Source organism: Clavibacter zhangzhiyongii, assembly GCF_014775655.1.
Lineage (GTDB): Bacteria > Actinomycetota > Actinomycetes > Actinomycetales > Microbacteriaceae > Clavibacter > Clavibacter zhangzhiyongii.
Genome location: NZ_CP061274.1, coordinates 1,021,178 through 1,045,459, shown reverse-complemented (window position 1 = coordinate 1,045,459; position 24,282 = coordinate 1,021,178). Strand labels below are relative to the sequence as shown.

Below are 24,282 nucleotides of genomic sequence, written 5' to 3'. Positions count from 1 at the left end.
GTACTCATGGGCCGCCGGGAGCCCGCGCCGCCTGCGGAAACGGGACGGGGCGCCGGGCCGCGGCCGGTCGGCCCGCCGCCCGGCGGTCACGGCGGCCGGTTCCCGGTACCGTGGAAGCACACTGGGAGGTGTCATGCGCAAGTACATCCTGAACGGCAGCGTCCTCAGCGCCCTCATCGGCGGCTGGAGCACCCTGCAGACCACCCGCCGGGGCCCGCGCGACTGGAAGCTCGGCCTCATGTGGCTGAGCTGGGGCATCACCATGGCGATCGCGATCGGCACCGTCGTCGAGGACTCGCGCGACGGGCAGCTCGGCAACTAGCCGCTCCCCCACGTGACGCGCGCGCCCGCCGGGCGCGCGCGTCCGTCACGCCGTCTCGGCGTCCCTCAGCTGACCGATGCCCGCCGTCCCCGGCGTGTCGCCGTCTCGCCCGGGCGTGTCGCGCACGATCATGGACCCGATCGCGGCGGTGCGATCGGGGAGGCCGTGGATCATGTTCCGGTGGCGCAGAGGCAAGTCCGTCCCGACCGAGGCCGCGCCCGCCGCGTCCGTGTCGGATCCCGCCGACCGGCGGGCGGTCCCGCCCGACGCGGCCCACGCGCCCGCCCCCGCCGTCTCGCTCGCCACCGGTGAGCTCGCCGCCATCGCCGCCCGCCTGCACGGCGGTCCCGTCCGTCCGGCGCACGTCGCCGCGCACAAGCTCGAGCCGACGGACGCCGGCGCTCCCCCGTCCCGTGACGACGAGGCGGGCGCGGTCACCGCTCCCGAGCCCGACCTGCGGCCGCTCGCCCTCGTCGTCCAGGCCGCGCTCGCGCACCACTTCGGCCCCGAGGGCGCATGGGCGCTCGTGCGCCGCACGCCCGACACGACCGCGGGCTTCTTCGACGAGATGATGACGGCGCACATCGCGCGCGACGTCGCCCTCGCGCTCGGCGCCTCCCCCGCCACGGCCGGCCTCCCGCTGGAGGACGCCCGCGCGTCGGGGCGCGCCGACGACGACGTGGCCGCGCGTCGCGATGCGGTCGCGCGCGAGCTCGCCGTGTTCGACGCGGATCCGCTCGACGGCTCCATCGCGGAGCTCGCCGGCGACCCCCGCCGGGCGCCCGCGGTGCTCCGCGCCGTGCGCAGCGCCTAGCCCGCCCTGGCCCGCCCGGCCCGCTCCGGGTCAGCCCTTCGGCGCGACCTGCGGCCCGTCCCAGGGCCCCGCGGATCCGGCCGGGTACTCCTCGAGCGGCACGTCGCCCGCGCGCCACGCGGCGATGACCGGCTCGACGATGCGCCAGCACTCCTCGGCCGTGTCGCCGCGGACGGAGAGGCTCTCGTCCTCCGAGATGATCCCGTCGATGACCTGCCCGTACGGCGGCAGGTCGCCCGCGTCGAACGTCGTGACGAGCTCCGTGCGGTCGATGACGTCGGGGTCGGCCGGCCCGTTGACGTTCAGCTCCAGGTGCAGCTCGTCGGGCGCGATGAGGATGCGGATCCGGTCCGGCTCCTGCGCCCTCGACAGCCCGGTGGGCACGTGCGGCGCCGGCTGGAAGGTGACGACGATCTCGCGCCGGTGGTCCGCCATGGCCTTGCCCGAGCGCAGCCGGAAGGGCACGCCCGCCCAGCGCCAGTTGGCGATCTCCACCGTCATCTCGGCGAGGGTCTCCGTGCCGCGCGCGGCATCCACGCCCTCCTCGTCGGCGTAGGCCGGCAGCTCGCGTCCCTCGACGTCGCCCGCGGTGTAGCGGGCGCGGCGCGAGGACGCGACCGGGTCGCCGCCCCATGGCCGGGTCGCGCGCAGCACGAGGGCCTTCTGGTCGCGGATGTCGCGCGCATCGGTCGTGGCGGGCGGCTCCATCGCGAACACCGCCATCACCTGCAGCAGGTGGCTCTGGATCATGTCGGCGAGCGCCCCCGCCCTGTCGTAGTAGCGGGCGCGGCCCTCCAGCGCGAGCTGCTCGTCGTAGACGACCTCGACGCTCGCGATGTGCTGGGCGTTCCAGACCGGCTCGAGCATCCGGTTCGCGAAGCGGAGGCCGAGGAGGTTCCGCACGGTGGAGCGGCCGAGGAAGTGGTCGACCCGGTGGGTGCGCTCCTCGGGGACGAGCGTGGCGAGCAGGCGGTTGAGCGAGCGGGCGCTCGCGAGGTCGGTGCCGAACGGCTTCTCGAGCGAGAGCGAGGTGCCCTCGGGCAGCGTGATCCGGGTCATCGCCTCGCACGCCCGCTCCGTCACCGCGGGCGGCAGCGCGAAGTACACGGCGGGCGCGGCCTCGCACGCGGCGAGCAGGCGCTCGAGGTCGGTCTCGGCCGTGACGTCGGCCGGGAGGTAGGTGGTGCCCGCGATGACGCGGTCGACCGCGGGGCCCTCCGCGCCGAGCGAGGCGAACGAGGTGCGGACCACCTCGCGCCACCGCTCGTCGTCCCACTCCTCCGTCCCCGCGCCCACCAGCTGGAGGTCGAGGTCGGGGCGGTGGGCGAGGAGCCCGCCGAGGCCGGGGAGCAGGAGGCGCGCGGAGAGGTCGCCGCTGGCGCCGAGGATCAGGAGCGTGGAGGAGGCGGGCATGCGGCCAGGCTACGCGCGGTGGCGGGGATCGACAGGCGGGCCGTGGGACCATGGCGCATGGCCATGCGCATCGAGGACTACGCACTCATCGGGGACTGCCACACGGGAGCGCTGGTCGGGCGGGACGGCTCCATCGACTGGCTGTGCCTGCCGCGCTTCGACTCCGCCTCCATGTTCGGCGCGCTCCTCGGCACCGAGGAGCACGGCGCGTGGAAGCTCGCGCCCGCCTCTCCCGAGGCGACCGTCTCGATGCGCACCTACCTCGGCAACACGTTCGTCCTCTGGACCCGGTGGGAGACGCCGGAGGGCGCCGTCGAGGTCACCGACTTCATGTCCATGGGCGACCGGCGGGCCGACGTCGTGCGGCGCGTGCGCGGGATCAGCGGCACCGTCCGGATGCAGGGCGACCTCCGCCTGCGCTTCGGCTACGCGACCGCGCTGCCCTGGATCCGCAAGCTCGACGGCGACGACCCGCGCCTCGTCGCCGTGGCCGGCCCCGACGCCGTCGTGGTCCGCGGCCCCGAGCTCACCGCCACGGACCACCACCACGGCGTTGCGTTCGACGTGTCCGCGGGCGAGACCGTCGACTCGGCCCTCACCTGGTACCCCTCCCACCGCAGCGAGCCGCCGGCCTTCGACGTGGACGCGGCGCTCGAGCACACGACCGAGTGGTGGGAGAGCTGGGCGAGCTCCATCGAGCACTCCGGCCCGCACCAGGCCGCCGTCCGCCGGTCGCTGCTCGTGCTCCGCGCGCTCACGCACGAGGACACGGGCGGCATCGTCGCCGCCGCGACCACGAGCCTGCCCGAGCAGTTCGGCGGATCCCGCAACTGGGACTACCGATACGTGTGGCTCCGCGACGCGTCGCTCACCCTCGAGGTGCTCCTCGCGCACGGCTTCGACGACGAGGCCGACGAGTGGCGCACCTGGCTCCTGCGGGCGATCGCGGGCGACCCGGGCGACGTGCAGATCATGTACGGGCTGAGCGGCGAGCGCCACCTCCCGGAGCGCGACCTCGACAGCCTGCCCGGCTACCAGGGGTCGGGCCCGGTGCGCGTCGGCAACGGCGCGTTCGAGCAGTACCAGGCCGACGTCATCGGCGAGGTGATGCTCGCGCTCCAGGCCGCGCGCGACGCGGGCGTCGGGGAGACCGAGTTCTCCTGGCCGCTGCAGCGCGCCCTCATCGGCTTCGTCGAGGAGAACTGGGAGCGGCAGGACAGCGGCATCTGGGAGATCCGCGGGGCCGAGCAGCACTTCACGCACTCGCGGGCGATGATCTGGGCGGCGCTCGACGCGGCCGTCCAGGGCGTCGAGCGGCACGGGCTCGACGGGCCGGTGGAGCAGTGGAAGGACCTGCGCGACCGCGTGCGCGACGAGATCCTCGACCAGGGCGTCGACCCCGCCACCGGCGCCTTCCGCCAGCACTACGGCACGACCGACGTGGACGCGTCGCTGCTGATCCTCGCCCAGGCCGGCTTCTGCGCCTACGACGACCCGCGCATGCTCGTGACCGTCGAGGTCATGGAGCGCACCCTCATGCACGAGGGCTTCCTGCTGCGCTACGACACGAGCGCCGGCGTCGACGGCCTGCCCGCGGGCGAGTACCCGTTCCTCGCCTGCTCGTTCTGGCTCGTCGAGCAGTACGCGCGATCCGGCCGCGAGGCGGACGGCCGCGAGTTGATGGACCGGCTGGTCGCCCTCGCCAACGACGTGGGGCTCCTCTCGGAGGAGTACGACCCGGTCGGCCGGCGGCAGGCGGGCAACGTGCCGCAGGCGCTCTCCCACCTCGCGCTCGTGCGCGCGGCCGACGCGCTCCAGGCCGCGGCCGCCGTCCACCCGGACGAGCTCGACCGCGCGCACCAGCCGGGCAACGCGGCGCTCGCGCACGCGGCGGCCGCGCGCGCGTCGGCCGGCTCCCCCGTCGTCTGACCCGCGCGCGGGATCAGGGCACGCCCGTCAGAGGGACGCCAGGAAGCGCTCCACCGCCGGCAGCGCGTCGGGGTGCCGGGGCGTGCCCGCATGCGTGGCGCCGTCGAGCTCGACCAGGGACGCGTCCGGGCGGAGCCGCCCCACGTGGTGCGCGGCCCGGAGCCGCTCCGGATCCTGCGTGCCCGCCACGAGGAGCAGCGGCACCGCGGACGCGGCGACGACCTCGTCCGGCACGCCCGGATCCCGTTCCGACTCGCGCATGTAGGCGGCGAGCGCCCGGGCGTCGTCGGCGAGGAAGGCGCCGCGGGTGGCCGCGTCGACCGGATGCCCGCTGTGCCGCTCCCACGCGTCGAGGAAGCCGGGCATCCCGCCCGCCTCGAGGGCGGCGATGCAGCCCGGGAAGAACACGCGGTCGAAGACGCCCACGCCGCTCCGGGGGGATCCGCCGAGGCTCGCGGTCGAGAGCAGGCGCTCCGGGTGCGCGGCCGCGAGCGAGAAGCCGACGCGGGCGCCGAGGCTGTAGCCCACGTGGTGCACCGCCTCCGCGCCGACCGCGTCGAGCACGGCCACGACGTCGGCGACGAGGAGGTCCATGGCGTAGGCGGCGGGCTCGTGCGGCGAGCCGCTGCGCCCGTGTCCGCGGAGGTCGAGCGTGATCACGGGACGCGCGGGCGCGAGGCCGCGCACCCAGCCGAAGCCGCGCCAGATCGCCTGCGACAGCGCCGTGCCGTGCACGAGGACCACGGGGGCGCGGGCCGGGTCGCGCGTATCGGCGTCGGCCGGCGGCCATCCGAAGGCACGGTAGGCGATGGGCGTGCCGTCGAGGGGGTTGGTCGCGGTGTCCACGGGGACCCAGGCTACGCGCGCCGCGGGGCCGGCCCGCGCGGCCGGGTCGTCGCGCCGCCGCGGACGACCCGGCCCGCGCGGCCGGGTCGTCGCGCCGCCGCGGGCCGCGTCGGGCTAGGCCGGGTCGCCCGCGCCGTCCTCGCCCGCGCCGTCCTCGTCCGTGCGGTGCGGGGTGTCCTCCTCGGGCTCGAAGTGGTCGCTCCCGCCGTCGTGGCCGGCCGCGACGCCGCTGGCGCCCGCGGGGATCGTGCCGTCGCCGCCGAGCGCCTCGTCGTCGTGCGCGTGGTCCGTGCCGTCGTGGTGCGTCATGTCCGTGCCTCCTGGATCGCGCGGCCCGCGCGCCCGCGTCGTCGCGGGCGCACCGCGGCCGTCGGTGTCCCTCCATCCTGCCCGCCGCCCCTGTCCGCGACCTCCGACGGCGAGGGCCGTTCCGGCCGTCTCGGAGGATCCCGTCACCGCCCGCCCGATCGTTAGCCTGTCTAATGAGCTAGCCTCATGACGTGCCCGACTCCCCCGATCCCAGCCAGAGCCTGCGCGCCGGCGTCATGCGCCTCGCGCGCCGCCTCCGCGCCGAGAAGGCCGACCACGAGCTGAGCGACAGCCAGTTCGTCGTGCTCGCCCTCCTCCTGCGCGACGGGCCGTCGAGCCCCGGCGCGCTCGCCGCGGCCGAGCGCGTCACCGCCCCGAGCATGAACCGCACGGTCAACTGCCTGGTCGGCGCGGGCTACGCCGAGCGATCCCCCGCGCCCGACGACGGCCGCCGCGTCACCGTCACGATCACGGCGTCCGGCCGTCGGGTCGTGCAGGAGACCCGCCGCCAGCGGAGCGCCTGGCTCTCCCTCCGCCTCGCCGAGCTCACCGACGCCGAGCGCACCACCCTCGCCGAGGCCGCCGTCCTCCTCGGCCGGATGGCCTCCGCGTGAGCGCCGTCTTCCGCAGCCTCCGCGCCCCCAACTACCGCATCTGGTTCGCCGGGGCCCTCGTCTCCAACGTCGGCACGTGGATGCAGCGCACGGCCCAGGACTGGATCGTCCTCACCGAGCTCACCCGCTACGACGCGACCGCCGTCGGCATCGTCATGGCCCTCCAGTTCGGCCCCATGCTCGTGCTCTCCCCCTACGCCGGCCTCATCGCCGACCGGTACGACAAGCGCCGCGTGCTGATGGTCACGCAGGGCGCGATGGCGGTCCTCGGGCTGGGCCTCGGCCTCGTCGTGCTCTCCGGCCGCGCCGAGCTGTTGCACGTCTACGCGTTCGCGCTCCTGCTCGGCGTCGCCTCGGCGCTGGACGCGCCCGCCCGGCAGTCCTTCGTCTCCGAGCTCGTCTCCGACGACGACCTCTCCAACGCGGTCGCGCTCAACTCGGCGTCCTTCAGCGCCGCGCGCATGATCGGCCCGGCCGTCGCCGGCGTGCTGATCGCGGGCGTCGGCACGGGCTGGGTCTTCCTCATCAACGCGGTGAGCTTCATCGCGGTGCTCGTGGCGCTCACCCGGCTCCGCGTGGGCGAGCTCCGCCGGCCGGAGCGCGTCGCCCGCTCGCGGGGCCAGCTGCGCGAGGGGTTCCGCTACATCGGCGGGCGGCCGGACATCATGGTGATCCTCGTCATCGTCTTCCTCGTCGGCGCCTTCGGCTACAACTTCCCGATCTTCACCTCCACCATGGCGAGCGTCGAGTTCGGCAAGGGCGCGACCGAGTTCGGCCTCCTGTCGTCGAGCCTCGCCGTCGGATCCGTGGCGGGCGCGCTCCTGTCCGCCCGGCGGGAGCGCCCCCGCATCCGCCTCGTCTTCGTGGGCGCCGCGCTCTTCGGGCTCGCCACGGCCCTCGCCGCGATCGCGCCCAGCTACCTGCTCTTCGCGGGCGCCCTCGTGCTCGTGGGCGTCGTCTCGCAGACGCTGATGACGAGCGCCAACAGCACCGTGCAGCTCACCGTCGAGCCCCGCATGCGCGGCCGGGTCATGGCCGTCTACATGGCGATCTTCGTGGGCGGGACCCCGCTCGGCGCACCCGTCGTCGGCTGGGTCGCGAACACCTGGGGACCGCGCGCCGCCGTGATGGTGGGCGCGGCGAGCGGCATCGTCTCGGCGCTCATCGCCGTCGCCTGGCTCGTGCTGCACCGGCACCTGCGCATCTCGTACCGGATCCACCGCACGCCGCACCTCCTCGTCACGCACGACGGGGACGGCCGCGACCGCCGGGACGACGCGCGCGAGGACATCGAGGCCGACGAGGCCGTGGCCCGCCGCACCTGACGCGCGCCGACGCCCGGGGCGCCGACGCCCGGGGCGCCGTCGTCGGAGCGCGGCGGCTCGGCCGCCGCGCCCTCAGGGCGCGGGCGTCGGGGCGGTGCTCGGGGGCACGTAGCCCACGTCGTCGAGGCAGTAGTCGAGGAAGGCGCTCGTCGCCCGGAGGTACTGCCCGGTGTCGAGCGACGCGCCGTCCGTGTCGGTGCCCGAGCGCAGCGCGTCCAGCTCGTCGACGATGGCGGAGAACGACGCGACGAGCGGCGCCATGTTCGCCGGCGCCATCTCGGCGAGCGCCGCGTCGCCCTGCTTCACGCGGTCGAGGAGCGCCGGATCCACGCCGGTGCCGTCGCCGAGCGCCTGCACGAGCTTGGTGGAGTCGGGCAGCACCTGCGCGAGCGTCGAGCAGGTGGCGAGCTCGTCCCGGGTGGGCGGGCCGGGCGCGCGGGTGACCGCGGGGGCCGGAGCGGCCGTGCCGTCCGTGCCGCCCGCGTCGGCGGGCGCGCTGGCGGCGGGGGTCGTCACCTCGGGATCGGGCTGCCCCGGATCCGACGTGCACCCGGCGAGGACGAGCGCCCCCGCGACGGCGACGGCGACGGGCGCCCACGACCGGATCCGGGGTGCCGTCGTGTGCGTGCGGGCCATGGGCCTCCTCGGCGCCTATCACATGCGGTCCTGCCCGCGGAAGTCGGTCGACGCGGGTGTCGGGGCGAATGCCCCGTGCCACTACCGTATTCGGATGACACGAAGCGAGAGCGACCGCAGCACCGTCCCGCCCGACCCGGATTTCGTGGCCCAGGACTTCAGCCACGAGCAGGAGGGCTACCAGCACGGGCTCAAGCCGCGGCAGCTGCAGATGATCGCGATCGGCGGCGCCATCGGCACCGGGCTCTTCCTCGGCGCGGGCGGTCGCCTCGCCTCGGCCGGCCCCGCGCTCGCGATCGTGTTCCTCGTCTGCGGCGTCTTCGCGTTCTTCATCCTCCGCGCGCTCGGCGAGCTGGTGCTGCACCGCCCGAGCTCCGGCTCCTTCATCTCCTACGCCCGCGAGTTCTACGGCGAGAAGTTCGCCTACGCCGCCGGCTGGATGTACTTCCTCAACTGGGCGACCACCGCCATCGTCGACGTGACGGCCGTCGCGCTCTACATGCACTACTGGTCGGCGTTCACCGCCGCCCCGCAGTGGCTGCTCGCCCTCATCGCCCTCGCCATCGTGCTCGCGCTCAACCTCGTGGCCGTCAAGGTCTTCGGCGAGATGGAGTTCTGGTTCGCGCTCGTCAAGGTGGCCGCCCTCGTGGTCTTCCTCATCGTGGGCATCGTGTGGCTGGCATGGAGCTTCCCCGTGACGGTCGGCGGTGCCGAGGTGCAGACCGGCTGGACGGTGCTGCAGGAGAACGGCGGCGTCTTCCCGCAGGGCCTCGTGCCCGTCGTGCTCGTCGTGCAGGGCGTGGTGTTCGCCTACGCCGCGATCGAGCTCGTCGGCACCGCGAGCGGCGAGACCCAGGACGTGGAGAAGGTCATCCCGCGCGCCATCAACTCCGTCGTCTTCCGCATCGCGATCTTCTACGTCGGCTCCATCGTGCTGCTCTCGCTGCTGCTCCCCTACACCGCGTACAGCGCGGACCAGAGCCCGTTCGTCACGTTCTTCTCCAGCCTCGGCTCGCCCGAGGTCGGCGCGATCGCCGGTTCCGTCATGAACTTCGTCGTCCTCACGGCCGCCATGTCGAGCCTCAACGCGGGCCTCTACAGCACCGGCCGCGTGCTCCACTCCATGGGCATGAACGGCTCGGCGCCCCGGTTCACGACCGTCATGTCGAAGGGCGGCGTGCCGTTCGGCGGGATCCTGCTCACCGGCTCCATCACGCTCCTCGGCGTGGGCCTCAACGCGGTCGTGCCCGACCAGGCCTTCGAGATCGTCCTCAACGTGGCGGCGCTCGGCATCGTGGCCGGCTGGGCGACCATCATCCTGTGCCAGATGCGCCTGCGCACCTGGGCGAAGCAGGGCAAGGCCAAGGAGCCCACGTTCCGCCTCCCCGGCGCCCCCGTCACCTCGTGGCTGACGCTCGCGTTCCTCGTCAGCGTGCTCGTCCTCATGGCGATCGACTGGCCCATCGGCACCCTGACGGTCGCGTCGCTCGTCGTGATCATCCCCCTGCTCGTCGTGGGCTGGTACCTGCAGCGCGACCGGATCCTCGAGATCGCCCGCGTGCGCGAGGGCGTCACCGGTCCGTTCCCCGTCACGGGACGGGATGCGTCCGACCAGCGGAAGCGCTGACCGGCCCGCCGTCCGCCGGCCGCCCCGACGCCGTCGTCCCCGCTGCGGGGGCGGCGGCGTCCTCGTCTCCGGACGCGGGGGCGGGGGCGCCCGGCTGCGCCGGATCCGGCCGCAGGCCCCGCGCGAATGCCAGCAGCTCCCGGTCGTGCTGCACCATCCACGCCACCGCGGCGTTGAGCGACTCCCGCCGGGCGATCCACACCCGGCGCCCGTCCGCGCCCAGGCCGCAGGCGTACACCTCGTAGGCGAAGGGCTCCGCGAGGTCCGCCCGGTGGCGCATGACCCAGCCGAGCGCCGGGCCCTCGCCCACGCGCACGAGCCACGCGCCGCGCACGGGCCGCGCATGCGGATGCTCGGGCGCCGGGCTGATCGCCCCGGCCGCGTCACCGCTCTGCTTGCTCCACATGCGGTCCTCCTCGGGATCGTCCGCCGCGAGCTCCGTGCCCGCGGCGACGCCCGGCCGCGTCGGTCCGAGCGTACGCGCGCGCACCGACGCCGGCCTGTCCGCCAGAGCGCGGCCGTCCGCGCATCACGAGCACGTGCCGAGGACGCGGTCGACGGCCGCCCGGTCGGCGTCGTCGATCCCGAGCCGGTACCGGCTCACGATGAACGCGTACCGCGTGACGTAGAGGCAGCGGTACGCGGGATCCGGCGGCAGCCAGGTGGCCGGCCCCTGATCCGACTTGTCCTGGTTGGTGGGCCCGTCCACGGCCTGCAACTCGTCGACGTCGGTGGCCAGGCGCTCGCGCCGCTCGTCCGACCATGCCCAGGCGCCGTGCCGCCACGCCCAGGACAGGGGCACGAGGTGGTCGATCTGCACGGCCGCGCTCGTGCGGGCGCCGCGCGTGAAGTCGATGCCGCGACCCGTGTACGCGTCCTGCAGGTGGCCGGCGACGACCGTGCACGCGTCCCCGGAGGAGGAGAGGACCACGTCGACGAGGTCGCGCGCGAGCACGTCGTCGCGCTGGTCGCACCCGTCGCCGTCCGTGTCCGCCCAGGCCGGACCGAAGGCGTCCCGGTCGTAGCGCGGCCGCCGCTCGCGCCCGTCCGGGGCCAGCCGATCCGTCAGCTCCCGCGCGGCCGCGACGTCGATCCGCCCGCCGTGCACGAGACCCGCGCGCTCCAGCGCGGAGACGACCGGGCCGCCGCCGACCGCGGCGGAGAGCGGCCCGACGTCGCCGTCGGGCCCGAGTGCCGCTTCCCGCGCTCCGACGATCACCGCGACGAGCACGATGACGGTCGCCGCCCCCGTCAGCAGGAGACGGATCCGGTCGCGGCGGCACCGGCGCAGCACCGCCTCGAGCCTCGGTCGTCTGCCCAGCCGTGCTGGCCCTCGATCACTGCCGCCCATCGCACCCCCGTCCCGAGGTGCACCATGGCGTCGTCGACGCGCCGCGGATCTCGCGCCGAGCAGATGCGTGCGAGCCAGGGCCGGGCGGTCGCCTGGGGAGGAGGCACCATCGAGCGCGTGAGGCCGAGGAGCCCTCCCGGTCGAGGCGCCCACCGCGTCAGCGGCCGCGAGGCGCGCGACCGGTCAGAGGAGGATGCGCGCCGCGGCGATCACGTGCGCGACGACCCCGAGGGACGACGGGCCCGGCGTGTTCTGCCCGGCCGTCGCGAGGCGCACGAGCGCGAACGCGACGACGGCGATCACGATGACCGCCGCGATGACGTAGATCCAGACGCGCAGGCCGCGGCGCGCGGGCTGCAGCGGGTTCTGCTCGAGGGGGCCGTCATGGTCGGGTCGTTCCGGGTGATCGCGCATGCCTCGCACCCTACGCCGGTCGCTCGCCCGGTCGACGGGCTCGCGTCCCTCGTCGCGGGACGGACGGCGGGCGCGCCGGATGCGCCGACGGGCGGTCCCCCGATGCGGAGGACCGCCCGTCGGCGGAGCGCGTCACGCGAACGCGCGAGGGTCAGGCGGAGATGCTCTGCGCGAGGACGCCGTCGAGGACGACGGACGCCTCCTCGTCGGTGGACTTCTGCGCGAGCGCGAGCTCCGAGACGAGGATCTGACGGGCCTTGGCGAGCATCCGCTTCTCGCCGGCCGAGACGCCCGAGTCCTGGTCGCGGCGCCAGAGGTCGCGGACGACCTCGCTGACGCGGCGGACGTCGCCGGAGCCCATCTTCTCGGTGTTGGCCTTGAAGCGGCGCGACCAGTTGCCGGCCTCCTCCTCGACGTCACCGCGGAGCACGTCGAACACGGCTTCCACGCCGGAGCTGTCGATCACGTCACGCAGCCCCACGAGCTCGGCGTTGTCGACGGGCACGTCGATGACGAGCTCGCTCTGGTGGATCTGGAGGGTGATGTACTTCTTGTCGACCCCCTTGATGGTGCGGGTCTTGACCGCGGTGATCGTGGCTGCGCCGTGGTGGGGGTACACGACGGTCTCCCCTACTTCGAAAATCATGTAGTGCTGTCCTTCGATCCCTCGAGATGTGTGCCGGAGATGTCGCGCACGCGCATGCACAGCCGCGTGGGCGCCGACGTCCCGCGCCGCGACGCCCGCCGAGGAGGCGTCGTCGTGGTGCGTGGCCGGTGCACCGAGATCACCGGCCGCCGCGTCGCTCCGCTAGGCGCGTCCGCGGTGATGGTCCGTCCGGTATTCTGTCACGGTTCTCCCCCGCCCATCGACGCAGCCGCGGGAGGGGCGATGGGAGGCGGCTCGACCGCGGACGGGCTGCTCCGCCTGATGCGGAGCGTGTGGTGCACCCCCTCGGACTTGAACCGAGAACCCACTGATTAAGAGTCAGTTGCTCTGCCAATTGAGCTAGAGGTGCAGGTGAGGACCCTGTCGAACGGGGTACCGGACCGAGAGATGACACTAGCACCACGTCGCGGCCCGACGCCAATCGAGGCCGTGGACGACGTGATCGGACCTCGCGAGGCGGCCGTAGCATGGACATCGATCCCCCGAACGAGAGGCTCCGCCATGTCCGAGACCGCCCGCCTCGAGAAGGGGCAGCCCGCCCCCGACTTCACCCTCCCCGACCAGGACGGCACGCCCGTCTCCCTGTCCGACCTCCGGGGCCAGGACGTGATCGTGTACTTCTACCCCGCCGCGGGCACCCCCGGCTGCACCACGCAGGCGTGCGACTTCCGCGACAGCATGGACTCCCTCCAGGCAGCGGGGTACCGCGTCCTCGGCATCTCGAAGGACCCCCAGGAGGACCTCGCCCGGTTCCGCGAGGAGCAGAGCCTCAGCTTCACGCTCCTGTCGGACCCGGACCTCGAGGTGCACCGCGCGTACGCCGCCTACGGCGAGAAGTCGCTCTACGGCAAGAAGGTCACGGGCGTGATCCGCTCGACCGTCGTCGTGGACGGGGAGGGCACGGTGACCCTGCCGCTCTACAACGTGAAGGCGACCGGTCACGTCGCGTCGCTGCGCAGGAAGCTCGGCGTCGACGCCTGACCGCCGTCGCGCCGAGCCGCGCCGCGCTCAGTCGCGGCGCGCGGTCGCGAGCAGCACGGACCGGGTGAACAGCAGCACGAGCACGCCCAGCGACGGGACGATGAGCCCCCACCCGAGGTCCTGACGGGCGTCGGCGCCCTGGAGGCTGCCGACGCCGACGGCGATCTGCAGGAACTGCCAGGTGACGGCGCCCGGCCGCACCCAGCTGCGGCCTCGGAGGATCCCGCGCACGACGGCGCCGAGGAAGACGGTCGCGAGCGCGGACAGGGCGATGAGCGCGACGGCGCTGGCGAACGACGCCGCGGTGGACGTCAGCAGGTCGACGACCAGGAGGACGGTGACCCCGGCCATGCCCAGGGCCTCGAGGCCGACGAGGACCGTGAGGAGCACGACCGCGGGCGATCGACTGGAGGCCGCGGGGACGTCACGCGGATCGAGGGCATCACCGGTTCCGGTCACAGCACGTTCCCATACAAAGCTATTGATTGATCGTTGGCTCTATGCGACGATATTCCAGGTCGAGTTCGTTCACAGGGTGGTGAGCAGATCCGGAACCGAGCTTACAAGGAACGCATTCCTGAAGCTGAGCATCTCACGAGGAGGGGCACGCGCCCCGTCCCGATGCCGTTCCCGGACGCCTCGCCCCATCCCCCATCCCGCGGCTGATCAGCCGAGCAACGAGTAACGACCTGAGGAGCACCCCTATGGACTGGCGTGACAAGGCAGCCTGCCTGACTGTGGATCCCGAGCTGTTCTTCCCCGTGGGGAACACCGGCCCGGCCGTCGACCAGATCGACAAGGCCAAGGCCGTCTGCGGTCGCTGCTCCGTCACCGAGATGTGCCTGCAGTACGCCCTCGAGACCGGTCAGGACTCGGGCGTCTGGGGCGGCCTGAGCGAGGATGAGCGCCGCGCGCTCAAGCGCCGCGCCGCTCGCGCCCGCCGCGCCAGCTGACGCCGGCCGCACACGCACCACCGACGAGAGCCGGGCAGCCCTGGGGCTGCCCGGCTCTCGTCATGCTCCGCTGGACGCGCCCGCTCAGGCGGTGACGGGGGCGAGCCACCGCAGCGGGACCTCGATGGTCACCTCGGTGCCGCTGCCCATGAGCGTGTGCCAGTCGATGGTGCCGCCCAGCTCCCCCTGGATGAGCGTCCGCACGATCTGCGTGCCGAGCCCCGTGCCGACCTTGCCCTCGGGGAGCCCCACGCCGTCGTCGCGCACGCTGACCGTGAGCGTCTCCTCCGTGCGGGCCGCCTCGATCGCCACCTCGCCCGAGCGGCCCGCGAGCCCGTGCTCCACCGCGTTCGTCACGAGCTCCGTCAGCGCGAGGGCGAGCGGCGTCGCGTAGGCGCTCGGCAGCACGCCGAACTTGCCCAGGATCTTCGGGTGCACGCGGGTGTTGTGCGCTGACGCCACCTCGGCGATGAGCAGCAGCACGCGATCGAACACGGCGTCGAAGTCGACGTTCTGGTTGAGCCCCTCGCTCAGCGTGTCGTGGACGACCGCGATCGCGCCGACCCGTCGCTGCGCGTGGCCGAGGGCCTCGCGCGCCTCCTCCGTGTGGGACCGTCTGGCCTGGATCCGCAGCAGGCTCGCGACCGTCTGGAGGTTGTTCTTCACGCGGTGGTGGATCTCGCGGATCGTCGCGTCCTTGGTGATGAGCTCGCGCTCCTGGTGACGCAGCTCCGTCACGTCGCGGCAGAGCACGACGGCGCCGATCCGCTCGCCGTGGCTGCGGATCGGGATCGCGCGGAGCGACACCGTGACGCCGCGGGACTCGATGTCGGTGCGCCACGGGGCACGGCCCGCCACGATGAGCGGCAGGGACTCGTCGACGGTCAGCCGCTTGCCCGTCAGGAGGCTCGACGTGGCGTCGGCGAGGGACTCGCCCTCCAGCTCCTCCGAGAAGCCCATCCGGTTGAACGCGCTCAGCGCGTTGGGGCTCGCGAACGTCGTGATCCCGTCGACGTCCAGACGCAGGAGGCCGTCGGATGCCCGGGGCGCGCCGCGGCGCGGGCCGGTCGGCGAGCCCAGGTCGGGGAAGTCGCCGTCCGCAATCATCGCGAACAGGTCGTTGGCGCATTCGTTGAAGGTGAGCTCCTGCCGGCTCGGCGTGCGCGTCTCGCTGAGGTTCGTGTGCCGGGTGATGACCGCGATGGGCGTGTCCGTCACCTCGGGGCTCCCTTGCGCGAGGCGTCGGAGGACGGGCACCGCACGCACCCGCGTCGGGGTCTCCTCGTACCAGTCCGGCGCGGACGAGTCGATGATGCGGGCGCTCTCGTGCGCGTCCGTCACCTGCTTGCGCCACTCCGCCTTGATGGGCTGCCCCACGAAGTCGCGGTAGAAGAGGGTCGCCGAGCTCGACGGCCGGGCGTGCGCCACGGCGACGAAGCTGCCGCTGACGGTCGGGACCCACAGCACGATGTCCGCGAAGGCGAGGTCGGCGAGGAGCTGCCAGTCGCCGACGAGGAGGTGCAGCCACTCGACATCCGCGTCGGAGGACAGACCCTGGGCATGCACGAGATCGCTGAGCGTGGACACGGCTACAGCCTATGCGGGCTGCGCGCGCTCCTCCCCCGTGTCGTCGGCGCCGCGGCGGAGCGGGGGCGCCGACCGCCCGCCGCGGCGCAGCCGACGAGGCGCGTCCTCCGGCGGCAGGAGGGTGGTGCGCGTGAATCGCGACCACTCCACGAGCGCGGGCGACCGTGGTGCGATGTCCCGCAACGTGGCCCCGGCGAGCACGGCCGCGTCGAGCGCATCGCGGTCCTCGGGGACGAAGCCCGACGCCTCCACGCTCCCGAAGCGGAAGAGCGTGCGGCGCACCTGACCGGCCGCGTCCCAGCCGCCCGCGCTCGGACGGACCCTGTTGACGAGCACGGAGACCCGGGACGGGTCCACGATCTCGAGGAGCTGGACGTAGGCGCGGAAGAACCGCGACAGGCCGACCGTGTCCGCCGACACGACCGCCACGACGTGATCCGCACCCCGCAGGGCCGCGAGCGTCGCCGCGTTGCGGCGTGGCGCGAACATGTCGCTCGAGATCTCCTCGTCGTCCTCGAGGTTGAAGGACGCGTCCACCACCGTGTACTCGCGCCAGCCGCGACAGGCCTGCAGCACCGCCGACACCCGGCCCTCCGCGAGCTCCGGCCACCTGTCCGGTCGGGAGATGCCCGTGAGCACGGAGAAGCCCGGCGCCCGCGTGGAGGGGTGGTGCTGCGCGACCCGGTCCAGCTCCTCCACGGTGAGGCTGTCCGCGGCCGCGAGCCGGCACGCCGCGGCGAACCCGGGTGCCTCGTCGAGCAGGCCGAGGGTCGCGGCGACGGTGCCCCCGTGCACGTCGGCGTCGACCAGCACCGTGGAGTGCCCGGCGGCCGCGATCTCGCCGGCGACGGCCAGAGCTGTCGTCGTGCGTCCGGGCGCGCCCTGCGGTCCCCATACGACGATGATGCGCCCGCATGTCGGGGCGCCGGGCTCCGCCGCGGGGTCGTCACGTCCGCGCACGACGGGATCGGGCACGCGGGGTCGGCGGGCCAGGCCGAGGCGCCCTCGCAGGGATCGGCCGTGGCCGCGCCAGGCGGCCTCCGACCGGGCGGCCGGACCGGCAGGCGCCGTGCGTCCGACGGCGGCGGCCGCGCGATCGTCGCCGCGGGCGCCCCGGTCCGCCCGGCCCCCGCGGGACGGCGTGCGGAGCCGCGGACGTGCCTCCGGGAGCCGGGCCCGGTCCCGGCCGGCTCCGTCGACGCCATGGCCGACGGCCGCGTCCTCCAGATGCCCCGCCACCGCGTCCTCGCGCCGGACCCCGGTCGGAGCGCCCTCCCCCGCTCCGCGCGGACGGACGGTGAGCAGCAGCGCCTCCACCTCCGACCACGTCGCCCCCTCGTCCACGACCTCGTGGTGGCCGAGAGCCTGCGCGTTGCGCCGGTCGACCTCGCTCGAGGCCATGGCGACCGCCCGCGCCCCGCGTTCGTCGAGCACCGCGAGCACCTCGCGGTCGAGGGTGGACGGGGCAGCCGAGATCACGAGATGCAGGGGATCCGCCGCGGCCGCCCGCACCGCGGCGATCACCTCTCGCGCCCCCGTCACGCGCGCGAGGACGGTGTGGCCCGCCTCGACGATCTCGCGGAGGAGCGCGTCCTCCGCTCGGGGCGGGAGCGCCAGCACGAGCGACGCCACGCTCAGGCCCCCGCGTCGCCCACGGGCACGAGCGTGATCTGGTCCCGCTCGTCCGTGGACGCGATCACGGCCGCGACGTCCTCGCGCGGGACCGTCAGCTGCACCTGCGTGTGGTCCTGGTCGGCGACGAACCCCTGAGGCTGGATGACCTGGGCCACGGTCGCGCCGGAGACGATCACGCGAGGCGCGTCGTACGAGTTCGTGCCGGAGCCCTTCGGCGCGGCCGCCCAGACGTCCACGACGGTCCCCGGCGCCACCAGGTGGTCCGCGCCCGCCGCCGTCAGGATCACGACGGCGGCGGTGGTCCGGGCGTCCGCGGAGGCGAGGGACGACCGGGGGATCAGCTCGCCCGCCCCGACGAAGCGCGTCACGACGAGCCCGTCCACCGCGTCCGGGGCGACGTAGAGGTCAGCGGCGTCCATGCGGACCCGCACGGGCACCAGATCCGAGGCGTGGACGGTGCGACCGGCGTCGAGGGAGGAGCCGGCGGCCATGACCACCACGGACGAGTCCTCCGAGCGGAGCAGCGCCACGACGCCGCCCGTCGAGACGAGGACGAGGACGAGCCCCACGAGGAACCGGGGATCCAGCCAGACGGGACGGCGCGCAGGACGCGCGGGACGAGGGGTGGGAGGCATGCGGGTCAATGTCGGGGACGGAGCCGGGCGACGTCGCACGTTGTCCACATCCCGGCCTCAGACCCGGACGAGCACGATCCCCGCGAGCGGGACCAGGCGGTAGCCCGACACGGCCGACTCACGGCGCGGCGTCCCGAGCTCGTGCACCGCGACGTCGACGTGGTCCCGCGCGACGCGGTCCAGGGTGCCGGCGACGACCGTGTCCCGGAGCCGCAGCTCGACCCGCGCTCGGCGACGGCAGAGGTCGCGGAGGACGAAGGGCAGGCCGATGCGGTCCACGATGCCGCGCTCGGGCGGGAGCTCCGCGACCGGCGCGAGGCTCGCCCGGACCTGGTCGCGGTCGAGGGCGAGCGCGTGGATCGACGCCAGCGGCAGGATGCACGCCCTCTCCTGGCCGGGCCGCGCGGCCTCCCCGTGCAGCAGCAGGTCGCCGGAGAGCCAGTCGCGCCCCAGCACCTTGGCGCGCAGGTCGATCCACGTCCCGTCGGAGAGGGAGAGCCGGAGGGAGCCTGCGGGATCGGACGCCGTGAGCGCCCGGAGGCGGTCCCGCACCACGGTGCGGGCGAGGCGCATGCGCTCCTCCTCGACGCGCTGGTCCCTCTCCTCCGCGAGCCGAGCCGTCTCCCACTGCCCCTCGAGGTCGTCGAAGAGGTTCTCCCACCTCATCGGAGGCGGGTCCGCGACGTGCGGAGGGGTCGGGGCGGCGGCGGGGACGGCTCGGACATCCCCGTCACCTTGGGTCGCTTCCTTGAGATCCGCTCTCAGTTCTCCACATCTTGTGTCCTGAGGATGCGCCGCGCCTCTCGCACTGTCACAGTTGACCAGTCATCGTGGTCCCCCGATCGGGGGGCGCACCGGGATGGGAGTGACGCATGAGTGAAGCAGTGCCACGGGAGGAGCTCCCTGACCGCCGGAGCGCCACCACCGGGAGCGCCGACGGCGCGTCCTCGCGACGGAACGGCGCCCGACAGCCGGCCTCCGCAGCCGCCCCGGGAAGCGCGGCGTCGAGCCGGGCCTCGACCCCGGCCTCCCCCGCCGCCACCGCCACCGTGCGAGGCACCGTCCGCAAGCGCTTCGACGTCGACGACTTCTTCGGGCGCCAGCCCTGCAGCAGCCAGGACCTCCCCCCGTCCGGTCCGCTGCTGGAGAACCTCACGCGCTGCGTCATCGAGATCCTCGCCGGCGCTCGCGAGCTCGACCAGATCGCCCGCTGGGTGAGCGACGACGTCTACCGCCACCTCCTCAAGCGCGTGGTGCTCAGCGCCCGTGCGCGTCGCACCAAGGGCCAGTCGGTCACGCGACCTGTCTTCTCCATCGGCACGGTCACCTCGTTCTCGCCGCGGGACGGCGTCATCGAGGCGGTCATCGTCGTCCACGGACGGGCTCGCGCCCGTGCCGTGGCCATCCGGCTCGAGGGCCTCGACCGCCGCTGGCGCGCGACGGCCATCAACGTCCTGTAGACCCGGACGGACGAGAAGGGCGCACCTCCCGCGGGAGGTGCGCCCTTCTCGTGCGTCGGGGCGAGGGCGGGACCCGGAGGTCCCGCCCCGCTCCCTACTTGCGGCGGTCTGCCTTGCGACGCTCCTCGCGGTTTGTCGGAGCGGAGGGCGCATCGCCCGTGCGCTGACCGAAGGCGCCTCGGGCCGGCGGCCCCTGCGGCGCCTCGGGCTCCTCCTCGCCGATAAGCACGGCATCCTCCGCCTGCTGCTCCTTCTGAGCCTTCGCGGTGGCGGCCTTCTCGATCTGCCCGCGCTGGTTGCGGACCTCGACACCACCGTCGTCCGTCGGCGCCGTGTACCGCAGCTTGTCCGCGGTCGCCTGGTTGGCGGCGAGGCCCTTCGCCTGGATGCGGGGACCGACCGACTCGGCGTCGGCCGGAGCCTGCACCTCAACCTCCAGGTTGAAGAGGAAGCCGACGGTCTCCTCGCGGATGGCGCCCATCATCTGCTGGAAGAGCGCGAAGCCCTCCCGCTGGTACTCGACGAGGGGGTCGCGCTGCGCCATGGCCCGGAGGCCGATGCCGTCCTTGAGGTAGTCCATCTCGTAGAGGTGCTCACGCCAGCGGCGGTCGATGACCGAGAGGACCACGCGGCGCTCGAGCTCCCGCATGGCGGCCTCGCCGAGCTGCTCCTCGCGCTTGGAGTAGGCGAGCTTCGCGTCGGAGAGGATCTCGCGTCGGACGAAGTCGCGGTTGACCCGGCCCTTGCTGCCGGCCTCCGTGATGACCTCGTCGATGGTGATGGAGATCGGGTAGAGCGTCCTGAGCTCGGTCCAGAGGGCGTCGAAGTCCCAGTCGTCGCCGTTGCCCTCGCCGATGTGGGAGTCGAGCACGTCGTCGATGACGGCCTCGAGGAAGCGCTGCGAGCGCTCCTGCAGGTCGTCGCCCTCGAGGATGTGGCGCCGGTCGCCGTAGATGGCCTCGCGCTGGCGGTTGAGGACGTCGTCGTACTTGAGGACGTTCTTGCGGATCTCGGCGTTGCGCGCCTCCACCTGGCCTTGCGCGCTGCGGATGGCCCGGCTGACGACCTTCGACTCGATGGCCACGTCGTCCGGCACGCTGTCGCGTCCCATCAAGCTCGCGGCGGCGCCGTTGTTGAACAGGCGCATGAGGTCGTCGGTGAGCGACAGGTAGAAGCGGCTCTCGCCGGGGTCGCCCTGGCGTCCGGAGCGACCGCGCAGCTGGTTGTCGATGCGGCGCGACTCGTGGCGCTCGGTGCCGAGGACGTACAGGCCGCCGGCCTCGATGACCTTCGCGGCCTCCTCATCCACCTCGGCCTTGACCTGGGCGAACACGTCGTCCCACTCGGTCTCGTACTGCTCCGGCGTCTCGACGGGGCTGAGGCCGCGCGCGTTCATGGCCGCGACCGCGAGGAACTCCGCGTTGCCGCCGAGCATGATGTCGGTGCCGCGGCCGGCCATGTTCGTCGCCACCGTGACCGAGCCGAGGCGACCGGCCTGCGCGACGATGGCAGCCTCGCGCGCGTGGTTCTTCGCGTTGAGGACCTCGTGGCGGACGCCCTTCTTGGCGAGCAGCTTCGAGAGGTACTCGCTCTTCTCGACGCTCGTGGTGCCGACGAGGACGGGCTGGCCGGAGGCGTTGCGCTCGGCGATGTCCTCCACGACCTGCTCGAACTTGGCCTTCTCATTCTTGTAGATGAGGTCGGACTGGTCCTTGCGCTGCATGGGCCGGTTGGTCGGGATCGGGACCACGCCGAGCTTGTAGGTGCTCATGAACTCGGCGGCCTCGGTCTCGGCCGTTCCCGTCATGCCCGACAGCTTCTTGTAGAGGCGGAAGTAGTTCTGCAGCGTGACGGTGGCGAGGGTCTGGTTCTCGGCCTTGACCGCGACGCCCTCCTTGGCCTCGATGGCCTGGTGGATGCCCTCGTTGTAACGGCGGCCCATGAGGATGCGGCCCGTGTGCTCGTCGACGATGAGCACCTCGCCGTTCATGACCACGTAGTCCTTGTCCTTCTTGAACAGGGCCTTGGCCTTGATCGAGTTGTTGAGGAACGAGATGAGCGGCGTGTTCGCGGACTCGTACAGGTTGTCGATGCCGAGGTGGTCCTCCACCTTCTCGATGCCCGCCTCGAGCACGCCCACGGTGCGCTTCTTCTCGTCGACCTCGTAGTCGACCTCGGGGATGAGGCGCTTCGCGACGGTGGCGAACTCGCTGAACCAGCGGTTCGCGTCGCCCGCGGAGGGCCCCGAGATGATGAGCGGCGTGCGGGCCTCGTCGATGAGGATGGAGTCGACCTCGTCGACCACGGCGAAGAAGTGGCCGCGCTGCACCATGTCGGCCGCCTGCCACGCCATGTTGTCGCGCAGGTAGTCGAACCCGAACTCGTTGTTCGTGCCGTAGGTGATGTCGGCGGCGTACTGCTCGCGGCGCTGCTGCGGGGTCTGGCCCGCGAGGATCACGCCGGTGGTCATGCCGAGGGCGCGGAACACGCGGCCCATGAGCTCGCTCTGGTAGCTGGCGAGGTAGTCGTTGACCGTGATGACGTGCACGCCGCGGGAGGCGATGGCGTTGAGGTACGCGGGGAGCGTGGCGACGAGGGTCTTGCCCTCGCCCGTCTTCATCTCGGCGATGTTGCCGAGGTGGAGGGCCGCGCCGCCCATGATCTGCACGTCGAAGTGGCGGAGGCCCAGGGTGCGGCGGGACGCCTCGCGGACGGCCGCGAAGGCCTCGGGGAGCAGGTCGTCGAGGGACTCGCCGTTGGCGTGGCGCTCGCGCAGCTCGACGGTCTCGTTCTTGAGCTCCTCGTCGGTGAGGTGCGTGAAGTCCTCCTCGAGCTGGTTCACCGCCTTCGCGTAGTTCTGCAGCTTGCGGAGCGTGCGCCCCTCGCCGACGCGAAGGACCTTCTCGAGTACTGAGGCCATCGGTGTCTCCCTGCGTTCATGGGCGGGCGCCGGGTGACGACGACCGCCGTGACGGCGCGCGGATGTCGCCGCCGACGAGCATCGCCATAGTACCGACTCGTCCGGCCCTCTTCCCGGGAGCGCCCTGACCGGTGGACCCGGCGCGACGCGCGAGGCCCCGCGCGCCGGAGCGCACGGGGCCTCGGGGACCGATGGGACGGATCAGCGGCGGAGCGACCGGGAGCCGGCGCCGGCTCCCGCGAGCTCCTGCTCGCCGTCGGCGAGGCCGATGACGCCGTAGTCCCAGCCCTTGCGGCGGTAGACGACGCTCGGGCGGTCGGTCTCCGCGTCGATGAAGAGGAAGAAGTCGTGGCCGACCAGCTCCATGTGCTCGAGCGCCTGGTCGACGGTCATCGACTGCGAGGGGAAGACCTTGGTGCGGATGACCACCGGGCAGTAGTCGTCCTCCTCGACGGGCTGGTCGACGGGAGCGACGCTCTTCCCGTTGACGCGCTCGATGAGCTCGGCGTCGGCCGGGTCGAGGTCGATCTGGGAGAAGCCGCCCGTGGCCGCCTCCTGCAGGGAGACGGGGCGGTGGTTGCCGCGGTGGATCTTCTTCTTGTCCTTCGCGCGGCGCAGGCGCTCGAGCATGCGCCCGAGGGCGAGGTCGAAGGCCGCGAACTTGTCGGCGGCGCTGCTCTCCGCACGGATGACGGGGCCGGGACCGACGAGCGTGATCTCCACGCGGTCGTCTCCGGCGGACCCGCCGGACTTCTCGCTGTGCCGCGAGACCTTGATGTCGAGCGAGATGGACTTCTCGGCGAGCTGGGCGATCTTGTCGGCCTTCTCGGTGGCGTACACGCGGAACCGGTCCGTGATCTCCGCGTTGCGGCCGGTGATGTTGATGTCCATGACGTACCTCCAGATCATGACGCGTCGCCCGCTGGAAGAGGGCGATCACTTTCACGCCTTTCGGGCGAGCCTAGACCTCGGGCGCGTCCCCGCGCGAGGCATCCGGCGGGTGGACCGAGGGGGCATCGGACATGCACAGGGAGCGACGGACGGGTCATGTCGTCCGGGGCGGGCGACGGCGCCCGCGCTCCGGGACGGCCGTGACGACGGCGCACGCGACCACCACGCCGCCCGCCGCGCGCACGGCCCGGCAGGTCTCGCGCAGGGTGGCGCCGGTGGTGAGCACGTCGTCGACCACGAGGATCCGGCGGTCGGCGAGGTCCATGCGCGCGACGAGGCAGCCGTCGACGTTGGCGGCGCGGGCGGCGACGCCGAGTCCGGCCTGGTCGGCCGGTCGGCGCGTGAAGCGCAGCGGGTGGCGGCGGAGGCCGGGCGGGCCCGGCGCGCGGAGGGAGCGGAGGCCGGCACGGGCGAGCAGGACCTCGACGGGTGCGTAGCCACGGCGGCGCAGGGACGCGGCCGGCGACGGGACCGCGAGGACCTCGACCGGGCCGCGGGCGTCGGCGGACGCGTCGGCGGCGGCCCGGACGGCGCGGCGGAGGGCGCCGGACATGGCGCGCGCCGCATCCGTGCGCCCGTCCTCCTTGAGCGCGGAGAGCAGCGCCGGCCATGGCGGCGCGTAGGCGCTGCCGCAGCCGACCGGGACGACGGCGGCCGGACGCCGCCCCCGCCCCGCGTCCACGGCGGCGAGGGCCAGGGTGCGGACGCGCGGGTGCGTGCGGATCGCGGCGACGCACGCCGCGCACACGGCGCGGTCGGGCGCGCCGCATCCGGCGCAGGACACGGGGGCGACGACCGCGAGGGCGTCGAGCAGGGCGGTGCGCACGACCGGGTGGAGGGGCGCGAGCCGGACGGAGGAGGGTGCCATGCGCGGAGGGTCGCACGCGCGCCGC

The 24,282-nt window shown here is 73.6% G+C and carries 25 protein-coding genes and 1 tRNA gene; 9 read left to right on the top strand and 17 right to left on the bottom strand.

Features of this window, described 5'->3' with window-relative positions; all coding sequences use genetic code 11:
• Positions 1–133 precede the first annotated feature (133 nt).
• Both H9X71_RS05010 and H9X71_RS05005 read left to right on the top strand, forming a co-directional pair.
• Positions 134–322, top strand: coding sequence for a hypothetical protein (locus H9X71_RS05010; RefSeq protein WP_191148601.1), 189 nt, complete (start codon positions 134–136; stop codon positions 320–322).
• Between the two features lie 172 nt (positions 323–494).
• Entirely contained in the window at positions 495–1,136 is a 642-nt protein-coding gene (locus tag H9X71_RS05005) for a hypothetical protein (protein ID WP_244961813.1), read from the top strand.
• A gap of 30 nt (positions 1,137–1,166) precedes the next feature.
• Here the strand turns inward: H9X71_RS05005 and H9X71_RS05000 are convergent, their stop codons facing one another.
• On the bottom strand, positions 1,167–2,549 hold the full coding sequence (locus tag H9X71_RS05000) for a glucose-6-phosphate dehydrogenase (protein ID WP_191148600.1): 1,383 nt from the start codon (positions 2,547–2,549) through the stop codon (positions 1,167–1,169).
• 57 nt (positions 2,550–2,606) lie between these two features.
• On the opposite strand from H9X71_RS05000, the gene H9X71_RS04995 reads away from it, so the two are divergent.
• Positions 2,607–4,478, top strand: coding sequence for a glycoside hydrolase family 15 protein (locus tag H9X71_RS04995; protein WP_191148599.1), 1,872 nt, complete (start codon positions 2,607–2,609; stop codon positions 4,476–4,478).
• A 27-nt stretch (positions 4,479–4,505) separates the two neighbouring features.
• On the opposite strand, the gene H9X71_RS04990 is transcribed toward H9X71_RS04995, so the two are convergent.
• On the bottom strand, positions 4,506–5,324 hold the full coding sequence (locus H9X71_RS04990) for an alpha/beta fold hydrolase (protein ID WP_191148598.1): 819 nt from the start codon (positions 5,322–5,324) through the stop codon (positions 4,506–4,508).
• A gap of 114 nt (positions 5,325–5,438) precedes the next feature.
• The gene (locus H9X71_RS04985; protein ID WP_191148597.1) at positions 5,439–5,633 is read right to left on the bottom strand and encodes a hypothetical protein; all 195 of its coding nucleotides are present in this window, start codon (positions 5,631–5,633) and stop codon (positions 5,439–5,441) included.
• A gap of 191 nt (positions 5,634–5,824) precedes the next feature.
• On the opposite strand from H9X71_RS04985, the gene H9X71_RS04980 reads away from it, so the two are divergent.
• Together H9X71_RS04980 and H9X71_RS04975 are read left to right on the top strand one after the other, a co-directional pair.
• Positions 5,825–6,247, top strand: a complete 423-nt coding sequence (locus H9X71_RS04980; RefSeq protein ID WP_191148596.1) for a MarR family winged helix-turn-helix transcriptional regulator — start codon at positions 5,825–5,827, stop codon at positions 6,245–6,247.
• Complete coding sequence (locus tag H9X71_RS04975) at positions 6,244–7,572, top strand: MFS transporter (RefSeq protein ID WP_191148595.1); 1,329 nt, start codon at positions 6,244–6,246, stop codon at positions 7,570–7,572. The genes H9X71_RS04980 and H9X71_RS04975 overlap by 4 nt, the downstream gene beginning before the upstream one ends.
• Positions 7,573–7,644: 72 nt before the next feature.
• Here the strand turns inward: H9X71_RS04975 and H9X71_RS04970 are convergent, their stop codons facing one another.
• Positions 7,645–8,208, bottom strand: a complete 564-nt coding sequence (locus H9X71_RS04970; protein WP_191148594.1) for a hypothetical protein — start codon at positions 8,206–8,208, stop codon at positions 7,645–7,647.
• Positions 8,209–8,302: 94 nt separating this feature from the next.
• Here H9X71_RS04970 and H9X71_RS04965 point away from each other — a divergent pair, with 94 nt between their 5' ends.
• Positions 8,303–9,835: an amino acid permease gene (locus H9X71_RS04965; RefSeq protein ID WP_191148593.1), complete on the top strand. Its 1,533-nt coding sequence runs from the start codon at positions 8,303–8,305 to the stop codon at positions 9,833–9,835.
• On the opposite strand, the gene H9X71_RS04960 is transcribed toward H9X71_RS04965, so the two are convergent.
• The 5 genes from H9X71_RS04960 to H9X71_RS04940 all read right to left on the bottom strand — a co-directional run bounded on the left by H9X71_RS04960 (position 9,798) and on the right by H9X71_RS04940 (position 12,616).
• Complete coding sequence (locus H9X71_RS04960; protein ID WP_236006591.1) at positions 9,798–10,241, bottom strand: hypothetical protein; 444 nt, start codon at positions 10,239–10,241, stop codon at positions 9,798–9,800. The genes H9X71_RS04965 and H9X71_RS04960 overlap by 38 nt on opposite strands.
• Positions 10,242–10,364: 123 nt before the next feature.
• Positions 10,365–11,129 carry an HNH endonuclease family protein gene (locus H9X71_RS04955; RefSeq protein WP_244961810.1) on the bottom strand — a complete coding sequence of 255 codons (765 nt, stop codon included), beginning with the start codon at positions 11,127–11,129 and terminating at the stop codon, positions 10,365–10,367.
• Between the two features lie 240 nt (positions 11,130–11,369).
• Complete coding sequence (locus H9X71_RS04950) at positions 11,370–11,600, bottom strand: hypothetical protein (protein ID WP_191148591.1); 231 nt, start codon at positions 11,598–11,600, stop codon at positions 11,370–11,372.
• Between the two features lie 151 nt (positions 11,601–11,751).
• Complete coding sequence (locus H9X71_RS04945) at positions 11,752–12,246, bottom strand: CarD family transcriptional regulator (RefSeq protein ID WP_012298114.1); 495 nt, start codon at positions 12,244–12,246, stop codon at positions 11,752–11,754.
• Positions 12,247–12,540: 294 nt separating this feature from the next.
• Positions 12,541–12,616 (bottom strand) — tRNA-Lys (locus H9X71_RS04940).
• A gap of 152 nt (positions 12,617–12,768) precedes the next feature.
• Here H9X71_RS04940 and bcp point away from each other — a divergent pair.
• Complete coding sequence (gene bcp / locus H9X71_RS04935) at positions 12,769–13,248, top strand: thioredoxin-dependent thiol peroxidase (protein WP_191148590.1); 480 nt, start codon at positions 12,769–12,771, stop codon at positions 13,246–13,248.
• Positions 13,249–13,275: 27 nt separating this feature from the next.
• On the opposite strand, the gene H9X71_RS04930 is transcribed toward bcp, so the two are convergent.
• Positions 13,276–13,707: a hypothetical protein gene (locus H9X71_RS04930; RefSeq protein ID WP_191148589.1), complete on the bottom strand. Its 432-nt coding sequence runs from the start codon at positions 13,705–13,707 to the stop codon at positions 13,276–13,278.
• A 245-nt stretch (positions 13,708–13,952) separates the two neighbouring features.
• Between H9X71_RS04930 and H9X71_RS04925 the strand changes: the two genes are divergently transcribed.
• Positions 13,953–14,201 carry a WhiB family transcriptional regulator gene (locus tag H9X71_RS04925; protein WP_012037746.1) on the top strand — a complete coding sequence of 83 codons (249 nt, stop codon included), beginning with the start codon at positions 13,953–13,955 and terminating at the stop codon, positions 14,199–14,201.
• Positions 14,202–14,285: 84 nt separating this feature from the next.
• On the opposite strand, the gene H9X71_RS04920 is transcribed toward H9X71_RS04925, so the two are convergent.
• The 4 genes from H9X71_RS04920 to H9X71_RS04905 are packed head-to-tail and all read right to left on the bottom strand — an operon-like array spanning position 14,286 to position 18,724.
• Complete coding sequence (locus H9X71_RS04920) at positions 14,286–15,788, bottom strand: sensor histidine kinase (protein WP_191148588.1); 1,503 nt, start codon at positions 15,786–15,788, stop codon at positions 14,286–14,288.
• Positions 15,789–15,797: 9 nt separating this feature from the next.
• On the bottom strand, positions 15,798–17,420 hold the full coding sequence (locus H9X71_RS04915) for a CpaE/TadZ family protein (protein ID WP_191148587.1): 1,623 nt from the start codon (positions 17,418–17,420) through the stop codon (positions 15,798–15,800).
• Positions 17,421–17,422: 2 nt separating this feature from the next.
• Complete coding sequence (locus tag H9X71_RS04910) at positions 17,423–18,058, bottom strand: hypothetical protein (RefSeq protein ID WP_191148586.1); 636 nt, start codon at positions 18,056–18,058, stop codon at positions 17,423–17,425.
• 57 nt (positions 18,059–18,115) lie between these two features.
• Positions 18,116–18,724, bottom strand: a complete 609-nt coding sequence (locus tag H9X71_RS04905; RefSeq protein WP_191148585.1) for a hypothetical protein — start codon at positions 18,722–18,724, stop codon at positions 18,116–18,118.
• Between the two features lie 383 nt (positions 18,725–19,107).
• On the opposite strand from H9X71_RS04905, the gene H9X71_RS04900 reads away from it, so the two are divergent.
• Positions 19,108–19,518: an Rv3235 family protein gene (locus H9X71_RS04900; protein WP_204570782.1), complete on the top strand. Its 411-nt coding sequence runs from the start codon at positions 19,108–19,110 to the stop codon at positions 19,516–19,518.
• Between the two features lie 94 nt (positions 19,519–19,612).
• Here the strand turns inward: H9X71_RS04900 and secA are convergent, their stop codons facing one another.
• The 3 genes from secA to H9X71_RS04885 all read right to left on the bottom strand — a co-directional run bounded on the left by secA (position 19,613) and on the right by H9X71_RS04885 (position 24,257).
• Complete coding sequence (gene secA, locus H9X71_RS04895; RefSeq protein WP_191148583.1) at positions 19,613–22,438, bottom strand: preprotein translocase subunit SecA; 2,826 nt, start codon at positions 22,436–22,438, stop codon at positions 19,613–19,615.
• A gap of 201 nt (positions 22,439–22,639) precedes the next feature.
• A complete protein-coding gene (hpf, locus tag H9X71_RS04890) occupies positions 22,640–23,329 on the bottom strand; it encodes a ribosome hibernation-promoting factor, HPF/YfiA family (protein WP_191148582.1) in 690 nt (229 codons plus the stop codon).
• Between the two features lie 154 nt (positions 23,330–23,483).
• A complete protein-coding gene (locus tag H9X71_RS04885) occupies positions 23,484–24,257 on the bottom strand; it encodes a ComF family protein (protein WP_191148581.1) in 774 nt (257 codons plus the stop codon).
• Positions 24,258–24,282: the final 25 nt, after the last annotated feature.